Source organism: Microvirga subterranea, from assembly GCF_003350535.1.
In the GTDB taxonomy this organism is placed as follows: domain Bacteria; phylum Pseudomonadota; class Alphaproteobacteria; order Rhizobiales; family Beijerinckiaceae; genus Microvirga; species Microvirga subterranea.
In genome coordinates this window covers 133,507-146,845 of sequence record NZ_QQBB01000008.1, presented here as the reverse complement: position 1 = coordinate 146,845, position 13,339 = coordinate 133,507, and the positions used below count along the sequence as shown (strand labels likewise).

The 13,339-nt window shown below is 66.3% G+C and carries 7 protein-coding genes; 4 read left to right on the top strand and 3 right to left on the bottom strand.

Features of this window, described 5'->3' with window-relative positions; translation table 11 throughout:
* Positions 1-2,193 carry a glucans biosynthesis glucosyltransferase MdoH gene (gene mdoH, locus DES45_RS19650; protein WP_114771741.1) on the bottom strand — a complete coding sequence of 731 codons (2,193 nt, stop codon included), beginning with the start codon at positions 2,191-2,193 and terminating at the stop codon, positions 1-3.
* Positions 2,169-3,599: an OpgD/OpgG family glucan biosynthesis protein gene (locus tag DES45_RS19645; protein ID WP_114771825.1), complete on the bottom strand. Its 1,431-nt coding sequence runs from the start codon at positions 3,597-3,599 to the stop codon at positions 2,169-2,171. The genes mdoH and DES45_RS19645 overlap by 25 nt, the downstream gene beginning before the upstream one ends.
* Before the next feature lie 323 nt (positions 3,600-3,922).
* Between DES45_RS19645 and glmU the strand changes: the two genes are divergently transcribed.
* Both glmU and glmS read left to right on the top strand, forming a co-directional pair.
* A complete protein-coding gene (glmU, locus tag DES45_RS19640) occupies positions 3,923-5,299 on the top strand; it encodes a bifunctional UDP-N-acetylglucosamine diphosphorylase/glucosamine-1-phosphate N-acetyltransferase GlmU (protein ID WP_114771739.1) in 1,377 nt (458 codons plus the stop codon).
* A gap of 109 nt (positions 5,300-5,408) precedes the next feature.
* Positions 5,409-7,235, top strand: coding sequence for a glutamine--fructose-6-phosphate transaminase (isomerizing) (gene glmS, locus DES45_RS19635; protein WP_114771738.1), 1,827 nt, complete (start codon positions 5,409-5,411; stop codon positions 7,233-7,235).
* A 3-nt stretch (positions 7,236-7,238) separates the two neighbouring features.
* Here glmS and recG read toward each other — a convergent pair whose 3' ends face one another.
* Positions 7,239-9,356 (bottom strand): ATP-dependent DNA helicase RecG, encoded by a 2,118-nt coding sequence (recG, locus tag DES45_RS19630; protein WP_114771737.1) that lies wholly within the window; start codon positions 9,354-9,356, stop codon positions 7,239-7,241.
* Positions 9,357-9,445: 89 nt separating this feature from the next.
* On the opposite strand from recG, the gene DES45_RS19625 reads away from it, so the two are divergent.
* Both DES45_RS19625 and mfd read left to right on the top strand, forming a co-directional pair.
* Positions 9,446-9,742 carry an FAD assembly factor SdhE gene (locus DES45_RS19625; RefSeq protein ID WP_114771736.1) on the top strand — a complete coding sequence of 99 codons (297 nt, stop codon included), beginning with the start codon at positions 9,446-9,448 and terminating at the stop codon, positions 9,740-9,742.
* Between the two features lie 75 nt (positions 9,743-9,817).
* On the top strand, positions 9,818-13,339 hold the full coding sequence (gene mfd, locus DES45_RS19620) for a transcription-repair coupling factor (RefSeq protein ID WP_114771735.1): 3,522 nt from the start codon (positions 9,818-9,820) through the stop codon (positions 13,337-13,339).

Sequence of the window (13,339 nt, the reverse complement as noted above, 5' to 3'; positions counted from 1 at the left end):
CTATTCCGCCGCCTGGGCTTCGGCCGGCTTACCCTTCAGGCGGACGAGGAGGTCGAGGAGGGCGCGGTCGTGGAGCACGACCATGCGCTCCTTTTGCTTCAGCCAGCCCAGCGCATCGTCGATGGTTTCCGCATCGGCCAGCTTGGCCTCCGCGAGAGCCCGGTCCGTCTCGATCTCGCCGCGCTTCCGAGGCGCTGCTGCGGGAAGCATCTCCACATGGCGCTCCCGGAGCTCGCTGTCGGAATAGATCGCCCGAAGGGCATCTTCGTCGTCGAAGCCGAGGGCTGCATTGCGGGCCTGCAGTTCGTTCGCCCGCGTCGCGATCGTCGGCGGCTGGTGCTCCTCCGGCGTGAGCAGCAGTCCCATCCGCTTGAGCGCGAGGCCGGCGCCGAGCTGGCCGCTGAGCCAGGAGAGCGGGATCGCCAGCAGAAGGCCGAGGATCGTCGGAGACATCCAGAGGAACAGCGACGTGGCGATCAGGAAGGCCGAGATGCCTGCCAACGCCCCGAGCACCGTGTGCGAACGGTGGCGCCGCACAATGTCCTTCCACGGGATCGAGCCGTCATCCCGGCGCTGGGGCTGCCAGCCCGTGTCCCGGCCGAGCAGGATCTGGAACACCGAGCCGGACTGGATCAGCATCATGATCGGCGCAAGGAGCGCCGACAGGATGATCTCGATCAGGGACGAGATCACGAGCCGGAATGCGCCGCCCGAGGCACGACGCTCCTGACCGCGCAGAAGCATCAGAAGAAGGCCGAAGATCTTGGGAGCGAGTAGGATGCCCATGGTCAGGGCGAAAAGCGCCAGGGCGCGCTCGGGATCGAACCGGGGCCAGATCGGATAGAGCCGGAAGTCGCGGGCGAAATACTCTGGCCGTATGTAGGTGGTCTGAAGCACCAGGGCGATACCGACGATCAGCTGGAAGAGCCAGAACGGCGACGCGAGATAGGACATGATGCCGGTGGCGAAGTGCTGCCGCGTCGCGAGCTTGAACCCTTTCGCCGCGATTACCCGCATGTGCTGGAGGTTGCCCTGGCACCAGCGGCGGTCGCGGGCGGAGAGGTCGATCAGGGAGGGCGGGCTCTCCTCGTAGGACCCACCGAGATCGGGCAGCATGTAGACGTCCCAGCCGGCGCGCCGGAGCAGGGCCGCCTCGACGAAGTCGTGGCTCAGGATGTGGCCGCCCAGCGGCGGCTTGCCGCGCAGATCGGGAAGGCCGCCATGCGCAGCGAAAGCCGCCGTGCGGATGATCGCGTTGTGGCCCCAGTAGTTGCCGTCGCGTCCCATCCAGACCGAGAGCCCCATGGCGATCACCGGTCCGGTCACGCGGGCCGCGAACTGCTGAAGGCGGGCGAAGAGGGTGTTCCGGTTGATGATGAGCGGCAGCGACTGAATGATGCCCGCATCCGGATCGGCCTCCATGGCGGCCGCCAGACGGGTGATGCACTCGCCGGTCATGAGGCTGTCGGCGTCGAGTACGAGCATGTGCTCGTAGTGGCCGCCCCAGCGCGTCACGAAGTCGGCGATGTTGCCGGCCTTCCGGTGATAGTTCTTCGGGCGGTGGCGATAGAAGAAGCGCGCCCCGCCGGGCCCCAGGCGCTCACGCAGCGCCAGGAATGCCCGCTCCTCCGCGATCCAGGCATCCGGATGCGTGGTGTCGGATAGGATGAAGTAGTCGAAATGCGCGCCGAGCCCGGTGGCCTCGACCTCTTCGTAGATGGCCTCGAGCGCCGCGTAGGTCCGTGACGTCTGCTCGTTGTACACCGGCATGACGATCGCGGTCCGCTGGGACAGCGATGTCGGCAGGCCGCCCGAGTACCCTGGCTTCCGCAACAGGGCGAAGAAGCCCAGGACGGCGCTGGTGAACGCGATGGCGATCCAGGAGAAGTTGACCGTGAAGAGCGCGACGAGGGCCCACTGCAGGACCGTCGTGCGGCTGACCGACACGACCTGATACATCTCATAGGTGCCGTAGGCGGTCAGGAGAAGGCCGCCGCCAAAGACGAACAACCGGGCGAGCCACGTTCCGAGCCGCGGATGCCGGCGCACGGGACGGCGCACCTGAGCGTCCGACCAGCGCCGCAGGTGCTGCGTCGGCATGTCGAGGTGCTTTTCGGGCGGCATGATCGGTTCATGCCGCCGATGGCCGGATTTGTTCGAATCGGGACCTATGGTGTCCAACGATAAAGCCATGTCTCGCTAATCGGTTTTCCGCCTGCTTCCAGGATCAGGCGCATCTCACACGCGTTTTCGTTTCCTGGGTCAAGCTCGAAAGCGACTCGTACCGTCTTCCGCTCGGGATAGACCCAGTTCTTGAGGTTTTGGAACGTTCCCGGAGTAACTGTTAAGACGGATCTAAGGTCCGCCGGCAAATTGTCACCCAGGGCCTCCGTGGAAAAATCGATGGCGAAGCGCCGGCGGCGGCCGCTCGTCCCGCGCCCGACCCGGGTCGCCGATACGGCTGCCAGGGGCGGCCGCTCCGGCGGCACCCAGCACCAGTACTGCCGGTACGCGAAGGCGATTTCGGAATTCGCCGCCATCGGAGCCTTGGGCCGCCAATAGGTCAGGATGTTGTCGTTGATCTCCGCGTCCGTGGGAATTTCCAGCAGCTGGACGCTTCCCTGACCCCAGTCGCCCAGCGGCTCGATCCAGAGACTCGGGCGGCGCTCGAAGCGCTGGTCATCGTCCTGAAAGGCCTCGTAGGCGCGGTCCCGCTGGAGAAGGCCGAAGCCGCGCGGGGCGGCGTCCACGAAGGCCGATATCTGAAGCGCCTCGGGATTGTGCAGCGGGCGCCACAGCCACTCGCCTTGGCCGTTGAGCATCTGAAGGCCCGATGATTCGTATACGGCGGGCCGGATGTCGTCGGCGCTGCGTCGGTCGTTCGGTCCGTAGAAATAGGTCGAGCCGATGCCGCCGAGGCCGACGTGATCGAGGTTCACGCGCGGGAAAAGAGTCGTCTCGACGTCGATGATCGTCATGTCCCCGGGGCGGAAGGTCATGCGGACCGCGCCGGAGGTCGATTCGGAGTCGATCAGCCCGTGAACCGTAATGCTGTTGCTGCCGGGGGCTGGACGCTCAAGCCAGAAGGCGCGGAAAACCGGGAATTCCTCCCCCTTCGGATCTGCGGGCTTGAGGGTCAGAGCGCGCGCCGTTGCGCCGAAATTCTGCCCCCTCGCGACGGCCCGGAAGAACGTCGCGCCCTGGACGAGGGCGAAGTCGAACGGCTTTCCTTCGCTCGGTGTGGCGATCAGGCGAAAGCCCGAGAACCCGATGTCGCCGATGTTGTTCGGAACGTTCGGGCGCCCGTAGTCGAATTGAGACGGGTTGTAGCCGACCCGGCGCACGGCGCCGTCTTCGACGAGATAGATGTCGACCGGGTTCGTGAAGACGAATCCCCGATGCAGCGGTTCGACGGCGATTCCGCGACCTTCGCCGCTCCAGATCGGCGCCTGCTTCGACTTGATCGCGACATACTGTTCGTAGGAGAGATTCGAGAAGAAGTCGGGCAGATCGTTCGGCAACGGCACGAACGGCTTGCGGGCGAGCTGCCGCGCAAGATCGACCACAGCTGCAGCATCGAAGCGCTGATTATCGCCCATCCGTGCATAAATCGTGGCCTGGGGCGTTTGGGCGCGAAGACCTGGCGCGACTGCAAGCCCGGCGACCGACGCGCCGAGATAGGCCAGCATGTCGCGCCGACGAGGGAGATAGGGGGATGACGACCCCGGCGGAACCGGCACAGCGATACTCTTGTAAGAACGTGGCTCTTTAAGCCAAACAGTGGGAAACCGTATACATATCGACAATCGTAAGCGTGATGTAAACGAGGTGATGTCCTCATCCTGCTCTTTCCTGGATGAACGATTGCCGAACTACTCACTCTGAGCTAGCTGCTCCCGAGACCGCAAGGAACTGAAGCGTTATGACATCGCCCGACTCCCCGACCTCGGTTTCCGCCCGAAGCTGCCTCGCCATCGTATTGGCGGCAGGCGAGGGCACCCGCATGAAGTCCGACCGGCCAAAGGTTCTCCATGAGGTCGCGAACCGCTCGATGGTAGGGCACGTAGTGGCCACGGTCATGGCGGTCGGGGCGACCGAGGTGGCGGTCGTGGTCGGTCCGGGCCGAGACGATGTCGCGCGGGAAGCTCGAACGATCATGCCCGAAGCCGAGGTCTTCGTGCAGAGGGAAAGGCTCGGAACGGGGCACGCCGTCCTGAGCGCGCGGGCGGCGCTCGAGAAGAAGCCCGACGACGTCATCGTCGTCTATGCCGATACGCCCCTCGTCAGCGCCGAGACCCTGGTGGCGCTCCGACGCCCGCTTGCCGAAGGGGCGGCCGTGGTCGCGCTCGGTTTCGAGGCGCGGGACCCGACAGGTTACGGACGCTTCATCATGGCCGGCGATCAGATTCTGGACATCCGGGAGCACAAGGACGCCAGCGAGGCCGAGCGGGCGATCACTCTCTGCAACGGCGGCCTGATGGCCATCAGGGGCGACGTGGCTCTCGATCTCCTCGACCGGGTCGGCAATCAGAATGCCAAGGGCGAATACTATCTCACCGACATCGTGGCGATCGCGCGTCTTCAAGGGCATAGGACGGCCGCAGTGACCGTGGCGGAGGAGGAGGTCCACGGGGTGAACGACCGGGCTCAGCTCGCGGCCGCGGAGCGCATGATGCAGGAGCGCCTTCGTCACGCCGCCATGGCCGGCGGTGCGACCTTGATCGCACCAGAGACAGTCTTTTTCAGCCACGACACGAAGATCGGCCGGGATGTCGTGATCGAGCCCAACGTGGTGTTCGGCCTGGGGGTCGTGATCGAGGACCATGCGGTGATCCACAGCTTCAGCCATCTGGAGGGCGCCCGCATCGCCGCGGGGGCGGCGGTCGGCCCGTTCGCCCGCCTCAGACCGGGCGCCGTGGTCGGTCCGAAGGCCAAGGTCGGTAACTTCGTCGAGATCAAAAACTCCCAGTTGGGCGCAGGCGCGAAGGTCGGGCACCTGACCTATCTGGGCGATGCGACCGTCGGGCCGGAGGTGAACATCGGGGCCGGCACGATCACCTGCAACTACGACGGCTTCGGCAAGTACAGGACGGAGATCGGGGAGGGCGCCTTCGTCGGATCGAACTCCTCACTCGTCGCTCCGGTCTCGATCGGGAAGGGCGCCTATGTTGGCTCCGGCTCCGTCGTTACGGACGATGTCCCCCAGGACGCCCTTGCGCTGGGCCGTGGCCGTCAGGTCATCAAGGAACAATGGGCTACCGCATTTCGGCAGAAGTCCCTGGAGAAAAAGCATAAATAGTCTTGAGTGTCACAATCCGTCACGCAAGTTGATTTGAAGAGCGTTAGCCTGTTCGCTAGCGGGATCTGAAGCTTAACGTCGTAAGCTGCGAAAGAAGGCGCGTCTCGGCATGTGCGGAATTGTTGGAATCGTCGGCAGGTCTCCGGTGGCGGAGCAGATCGTCGAGGCCCTGAGGCGGCTGGAATACCGTGGGTACGACTCCGCCGGTGTGGCCACGCTGGAGAACGGCCGGCTCGACCGCCGCCGCGCGGAGGGCAAGCTCCGCAATCTCGAGGTCAAGCTGTCCCAGGCGCCCCTGTCCGGCATCATCGGGATCGGCCACACGCGATGGGCCACCCACGGCAAGCCGAACGAGACGAATGCTCATCCTCACGCGACGGACCGGCTGGCCGTCGTCCACAACGGCATTATCGAGAACTTCCGCGAGCTGAAGACTGGCCTCGAGGCGAAGGGAGTCCGGTTCGAGACCGAGACGGACACCGAGGTCGTCGCCCAGCTCGTGACCTATGAGATGCGTCAGGGCCGTCCGCCCATCGAGGCGGTCGCCGTGACCCTGCCGCGCCTGCGCGGCGCCTTTGCGCTCGGCTTCCTGTTTTCCGGCGAAGACGACCTTCTGATTGGCGCGCGCCACGGTGCTCCCCTGGCCATCGGCTACGGCAACGGGGAGATGTATCTCGGGTCGGACGCCCTCGCGCTGGCGCCGTTCACCGACGAGATCACCTATCTGGAGGACGGCGACTGGGCGATTCTCCACCGGTCCGGGGCGGATATCCGAGACGAGGCCGGCCAGATGGTTCAGCGGCCCCGGCACAAGATCCCGACCGGCTCCTTCATGGCCGACAAGGGCAACCACCGCCACTTTATGGTCAAGGAAATCCACGAGCAGCCGGAAGTGGTCGGACGGACCCTCGCCCATTACGTGAATTTCACGGCCGGACGGGTGGAGCTGCCGGTCGCGCTCCCGTTCGATTTCAGGGACCTGAAGCGCCTGTCGATCTCCGCCTGCGGCACGGCCTACCTGGCAGGCCTCATCTCGAAATACTGGTTCGAGCGCCTTGCGCGCATCCCGGTCGAGATCGATGTCGCGTCGGAGTTCCGGTACCGCGAAGCCCCGCTGGAGCCCGGAAGCCTCGCTCTCTTCGTATCCCAGTCGGGCGAGACGGCCGATACCCTGGCCTCCCTGCGTTACGCCACCGCCGAGAAGCAGCACACCCTCTCGGTCGTGAACGTCCCGACCTCGACCATGGCGCGGGAGAGCGCCGTGATCGCCCCGACCCTTGCCGGGGTCGAGGTGGGTGTTGCATCGACCAAGGCCTTCACCTGCCAGCTCACGGTGCTCCTCTCGCTCGCCATCGCGGCCGGCCGGGCGCGCGGCACCCTGAGCGCGGAAGACGAGAAGGAGCTGGTCGATGCGCTGATCGGCGTTCCCGGCCTCATGAGCGAGGCGATCAAGCGCGAACACCAGATCGAGATCCTCGCCCGCGAACTCTCGAAGGCGAAGGATGTGCTCTATCTCGGGCGCGGCACCTCGTATCCGCTGGCCCTCGAAGGGGCCCTGAAGCTCAAGGAAATTTCCTATATCCACGCCGAGGGCTATGCGGCGGGCGAGCTGAAGCACGGGCCGATCGCGCTCATCGACGAGACGATGCCGGTCATCGTCATCGCGCCGCACGATGCGATCTTCGAGAAGACCGTCTCGAACATGCAGGAGGTGGCCGCGCGCGGCGGACGCATCATCCTGATCACGGACGAGAAGGGGGCCCTGGAGACCGATCTCGACACGATGGCCACCATCGTGATGCCGTCCGCCCATCCGATCGTCGCGCCGATCGTGAACTCCGTGCCGATCCAGCTGCTCGCCTATCACACGGCCGTCTTCATGGGGAAGGACGTGGACCAGCCGCGCAACCTCGCGAAGTCGGTCACGGTGGAATAGTCCTCACCCGGCCCTGAGCAGGCGGATCGCGGAGTCGCGCTCGAACATGTAGAGCAGCACCCGGAGGGCCTGGCCGCGGTCGCTGACGAGGTCCGGGTCCCGGTCGACGATCAGGCGGGCGTCGTCCCGCGCCGCCGCGAGGAGATCGCCGTCGACCTCGAGGCGGGCGAGCTTGAAGCCCGGCAGGCCCGATTGCCGCGTGCCGAGCACCTCTCCCTCGCCGCGAAGGCGCAGATCCTCCTCGGCGATCCTGAACCCGTCCTCGGTCTGGCGCATCATTTCGAGACGGGCCTGAGCGACCTGTCCCAGCGGCCCCTTGTAGATCAGAAGGCAGGTCGAGCTGCGGGACCCGCGCCCGACCCGCCCGCGCAGCTGATGGAGCTGGGCAAGGCCGAAGCGCTCCGCGTGCTCGATCACCATGATGGTCGCATTCGGCACGTCCACGCCGACCTCGATGACGGTGGTGGAAACGAGGATCTTGGTCTCGCCCTTCGAGAACCGCTCCATGGCCGCGTCCTTGTCGCGGCCTGCCATCTTGCCGTGCACGAGGCCGATTTGGTCGCCGAAAATGGATTTCAGCTGCTCGAACCGCTCTTCCGCCGCGGCGAGATCGACCGTTTCGGATTCTCCGACCAGAGGGCAGACCCAATAGACTTGGTCGCCGTTGCCGATCGCCCGCCCCATCGCGCCGATCACCTCGTCGAGGCGCTCGATGGAGATGAGCTTGGTGGCGATCGGCTTGCGGCCGGCCGGCTTCTCGCTGAGCACCGAGACGTCCATGTCGCCGAAATAGGTCAGCGCCAGGGTACGCGGAATCGGAGTTGCGGTCATGACGAGGATGTCGACCGCCTCGCCCTTGGATCCCAGGGCGAGACGCTGATGCACGCCGAAGCGGTGCTGCTCGTCGACGACGGCCACGCCGAGGTCCTGGAAGGCCACCCCCTCCTGGAAGAGGGCGTGGGTGCCCACCGCGATGTTGATGCTTCCATCGGCGAGCCCGGCGAGAACCGCTTTTCTTGCAGCTCCCTTTTCGCGCCCGGTGAGCAAGGCCATGGAAAGGCCCGCCTGCTCGGCGAGCGGGGCGATCCGCTCGTAATGCTGGCGAGCGAGGATTTCCGTGGGCGCCATGAGAGCGGCCTGACGCCCGGCCTCGATGGCGCTCGCCATCGCCAGCAGTCCGACCACCGTCTTGCCCGACCCGACGTCCCCTTGCAGGAGCCGCAACATCTTCTTGTCGGCCACGAGATCGTTGCGGATGTCGTCCACCGCCTTCGATTGCGATCCCGTCAGCCCGAAGGGCAGGGCGCGCTTGATCCGCTCGACCAGATGTCCGTCGCCTGCATTGACCCGCCCGGGCAGGCGCCTCATCCGGCTGCGGACGAGAGCAAGGGCAAGCTGAGAGGCGAGGATCTCGTCATAGGCCAGTCGCCGCCTTGCGGGCGACTTGGAGAGGGCGTCCTCGGAGAGCTGCTGAGCATTGCCAGGCCGGTGGATGGCCGCCAGGGCCGACGCGAAATCCGGCAGGCCGTTGCGGTCGAGCCAGGCGGCGTCCTGCCACTCGGGCACCCGGGGAACCCGTTCGAGAGCGGCCCCGACGTAGCGCCCGACCATGCGGGACGAGAGGCCTTCCGTCAGGCCGTAGACCGCCTCGACGGCCGGCAGGTTCTCGATGCCCTTGTCGTCCAGGATCCGGTCCGGATGCACCATCTGGCGCATCGCCTCCCAAAGTTCGATCTTGCCCGAGACATAGCGTCGTTCGCCGACCGGCAGGAGCTTTTCGAGGCGGGCCTTCTGGCCGTTGAAGAACACCAGGGTCACGTCGCCCGTCTCGTCCTCCACGAGGATCCGATAGGGGGCGCGTCGTCCGGGCGGAGGAGGGCGGTGGGCCACGACGGTGACGGACAGCGTCACCGGCTCCCCGACCGGCGCGTCGGCGATCGATCCCTTCATCTCGCGGGAGACGCCGCCGCTCGGAAGATGGAACAGCAGGTCCATGACCCGGGTCGGCCGGCCGGGCTCGCCGACGAGGCGGTCGAGGAGGGGCGCGACCTTGGGCCCGACCCCGGGGAGGGTGTTGGCCGGGGCGAAGAGCGGATCGAGAATCGAAGGACGCAAGGACATTCTGGTGGGTGGCAACTCTGATCGAGATGGTTATATAGCCGCCAAGCCGCCGTTAGGCGACGCAAATCATGAACAAATGGAGAATCTTCATGAGCGGGACGACACGCAGCAGCGCCGATCTCGACGTCCGCCGGCGGCAGATCCTGTTCCGGGCCTGGCACCGGGGCATGCGGGAGATGGACCTGATCATGGGCCGATTCGCCGATGCGGAGATCGGGGAGCTGTCCGACGAGGACCTCGCCGAGTTCGAGCGGCTCATCGAGGTGACCGACCGGGACCTGCTCGGCTGGATCACGGGCGAGACTCCCACGCCCGAGAATTACGACACGCCCCTGTTCCGGCGCCTGAAGGGCTTTCACACCCACACTTCGCCGATCCACGTCTGATCGGCACCCTGCATCGCGCTCTCCGAACCGGGCCGACAGGCCCGCGTTTCCTCCCATTGTTTCGATGATTGACCCATGAAGTCTGCCCTGACCCGAGCCCTGGACGCCCTCAAGAAAGGCCAAAGCCTGACGCTTGCGAGCGCCCCGGACGGTTTCGACGCCCTCGCGGTCGCCGATTTGGCGCGTGGCCTGTCGGGCCATGTGGAAGGGCCGGCGGTGCTGGTCCATGTGGCCCGCGACGGGCAGCGGCAGCAGAACTTCGCCAACGGTCTCGGCTTCATCGCGCCCGAGATCGAGATCCTGCCCTTCCCGGCCTGGGACTGCCAGCCCTACGACCGCGTCTCGCCCAATGCCGCCATCACGGCGCAGCGCATGACGACCCTGGCACGGCTGGCGCGCTCCAAGACCTCCGAGGAGAAGCCGCGGATTCTGTCCACGACCGTGAACGCCCTCGTCCAGCGGGTGCCGCCGCGGACACGCATCGCCGCCGAGACCTTCTCGGCCGCTCCGGGGAACGTCGTGGACACGACGCTCCTCGTCACCTGGCTCGAGACCAACGGATTCCTCCGCACCGGCACAGTGCGGGACACCGGCGAATATGCGGTGCGCGGCGGCATCATCGACCTCTATCCTGCAGGCCTTCCGAATCCGGTCCGTCTCGATTTCTTCGGCGACGCCCTGGAGTCGATCCGCTCCTTCGATCCGGAGACCCAGCGCACGGTCGGCACGCTCCGGTCCCTCGACCTCGTTCCCATGAGCGAGGTCCAACTCACGACCGAGAGCATCAAGCGCTTCCGGCAGGCCTATGTGGCGGCCTTCGGGGCGCCGCGGCGGGATGACCGGCTCTATGAAGCCGTCAGCGAGGGACGGCGCTATGCCGGCCTGGAGCACTGGCTTCCCCTGTTCCACGATCACCTCGACACACTGCTCGATTATGTGCCCGGCATCCCGGTCGTCTTCGACGCCCTCGCGGACGACGCGGCGGCCGAGCGGCTGGCCCAGGTAAAGGACTATTACGACGCCCGGCAGGAGGGCATGGGCCAGAACCAGCCCGGCGTCGCCCCGTACCGCCCCCTGCCGCCGGACGCGCTCTACTTCGCTCCCGACGAATGGGCCAAACGGACCGCCTCTCTGCCGCTTGCGCGCCTGACGCCCTTCGCCCAGCCTGAGTCGGACACCCGCCTCGTAATCGATTGCGAGGCCAGGCGCGGCCGCAACTTTATCGCCGAGCGGGCCGACGAGAACGCCAACGTGTTCGAGGCGGTCGTGCGCCACATCCGCGAGCTTCAGGGCTCGGGAAGGCGGGTTATCCTCGGTGCCTGGTCGGATGGCTCCCGGGAGCGGCTCTGCCACGTTCTGCAGGATCACGATCTCCGGCAGACACGGCCGATCTCGCGCCTCTCGGAGGCCATGGCCTATCCGCGCAACGAGACGCCGGTCGGCATCTGGCCCCTCGAATCCGGCTTCGAGGCTGGCGATCTCGCGGTTGTTAGCGAGCAGGACATCCTGGGTGACCGCTTGGTGCGCCAGAAGCGCAAGTCCAAGCGGCCCCAGGACTTCCTCACCGAGGTGGCGGCGCTGACGCCCGGCGACCTCGTGGTCCACGTGGACCACGGCATCGGCCGGTTCGAGGGCCTGAAGACCATCGAGGCAGCGGGGGCCCCGCACGACTGTCTGGAACTGCATTATGCGGGTGGCGACCGGCTCTTCCTGCCGGTGGAGAATATCGAGCTCCTGACCCGATACGGGTCCGAGGAGACGGAGGTCCAGCTCGACAAGCTGGGCGGCGGTGCCTGGCAGGCGCGCAAGGCACGCATGAAGCAGCGCATCCGCGAGATGGCGGGCGCTCTCATGAAGATCGCGGCGGCGCGAATCCTGAAGGAGGCCCCGCGCCTCGTTCCGCCGGAAGGCCTGTACGACGAGTTCGCGGCCCGTTTCCCCTATGATGAGACGGAAGACCAGCAGAACGCCATCGACTCGGTGCTCGACGACCTCGGATCCGGCCGCCCCATGGACCGTCTGGTCTGCGGCGACGTGGGCTTCGGCAAGACCGAAGTGGCGCTGCGGGCCGCCTTCGTGACCGCCATGAGCGGCAAGCAGGTGGCCGTCGTGGTGCCGACGACGCTCCTGGCGCGCCAGCACTACAAGACCTTCTGCGAGCGCTTCCGGGGCCTGCCCCTCAACATCGCGCAGGCCTCCCGCTTCGTGCCGACGGCCGAGATGAAGAAGGTGAAGGAAGGGATCAGCGACGGCTCCGTCGACATCGTGGTCGGCACCCATGCGCTTCTCGGCAAGACCATCAAGTTCAAGGATCTCGGCCTCATCATCATCGACGAGGAGCAGCATTTCGGCGTCAGCCACAAGGAGCGCCTGAAGGAGCTCCGCGCCGAGGTCCATGTCCTGACCTTGTCGGCGACGCCGATCCCGCGCACCCTTCAGCTGGCGCTGACCGGCGTGCGCGAGCTCTCGCTGATCACGACCCCACCGGTGGACCGTCTCGCGGTCCGGACCTTCATCACCCCGTTCGATCCGCTCCTCATCCGCGAGGCGCTGCTGCGCGAGCGCTACCGCGGCGGACAGGCCTTCTATGTCGTGCCGCGCCTTGACGATCTCGGCGACGTGAAAGCCTTCCTCGACAAGGAGGTGCCGGAGGCCAAGGTCGCGGTCGCGCACGGCCAGATGGCAGCCGGTCAGCTCGAGGACATCATGACGGCCTTCTACGAAGGCAAGTACGACATCCTGCTCTCGACCACGATCGTGGAATCCGGCCTCGACATCCCGACGGCGAACACCCTGATCGTGCATCGCGCGGACATGTTCGGCCTGTCGCAGCTCTACCAGCTCCGTGGGCGCGTCGGCCGCTCCAAGACCCGCGCTTATGCGCTGTTCTCGGTACCGGCCAACAAGCCCCTGACCGTCCAGGCTGAGCGCCGCCTCAAGGTGCTCCAGACCCTCGATACCCTGGGCGCCGGCTTCCAGCTCGCCTCGCACGACCTCGACATCCGCGGCGCCGGCAACCTCCTGGGCGAGGAGCAGTCGGGCCACATCAAGGAAGTGGGCTACGAGCTCTATCAGCAGATGCTGGAAGAAGCGGTCGCCCAGCTCAAGGCGGGCATCGAGGAGCCTGCGGAGGACCAGTGGTCGCCGACGATCCAGGTCGGCGCGCCGGTGATGATCCCGGAGAGCTACGTGGCCGACCTGCAGCTGCGGCTCGGCCTATATCGCCGCCTCTCGACCCTGGAGACCGACCAGGAGATCGACGCCTTCGGGGCGGAGCTCATCGACCGTTTCGGTCCGCTGCCGTCGGAGGTCGACCAGCTCCTCAAGATCATGGCCATCAAGGTGCTGTGCCGCCGCGCCAACGTCGAGAAGGTCGACGGCGGGCCGAAGGGCATTATCGTGTCGTTCCGCGACAACGCTTTCGCTAACCCGAACGGCCTCGTGGCCTACGTGGCCGAGCAGGCCTCCTTCGCGAAGGTGCGGCCGGACATGAAGATCGTCTTCATCCGCGACGTCGAGACGCCGGACGAGCGGATCAAGGCGACGACCACGATCCTGCGCAACCTGGTGCGCATCGCGGAGAAGAAGGCGGCCTGA

What these genes read in the sequence shown, in the direction of transcription:
- mdoH (WP_114771741.1), bottom strand. Translation starts at nt 2,193, where the DNA reads ATGGCTTTATCGTTGGACACCATAGGTCCCGATTCGAACAAATCCGGC.
- glmU (WP_114771739.1), top strand. Translation starts at nt 3,923, where the DNA reads ATGACATCGCCCGACTCCCCGACCTCGGTTTCCGCCCGAAGCTGCCTC.
- mfd (WP_114771735.1), top strand. Translation starts at nt 9,818, where the DNA reads ATGAAGTCTGCCCTGACCCGAGCCCTGGACGCCCTCAAGAAAGGCCAA.
- recG (WP_114771737.1), bottom strand. Translation starts at nt 9,356, where the DNA reads ATGTCCTTGCGTCCTTCGATTCTCGATCCGCTCTTCGCCCCGGCCAAC.
- DES45_RS19645 (WP_114771825.1), bottom strand. Translation starts at nt 3,599, where the DNA reads ATGGGCGATAATCAGCGCTTCGATGCTGCAGCTGTGGTCGATCTTGCG.
- glmS (WP_114771738.1), top strand. Translation starts at nt 5,409, where the DNA reads ATGTGCGGAATTGTTGGAATCGTCGGCAGGTCTCCGGTGGCGGAGCAG.
- DES45_RS19625 (WP_114771736.1), top strand. Translation starts at nt 9,446, where the DNA reads ATGAGCGGGACGACACGCAGCAGCGCCGATCTCGACGTCCGCCGGCGG.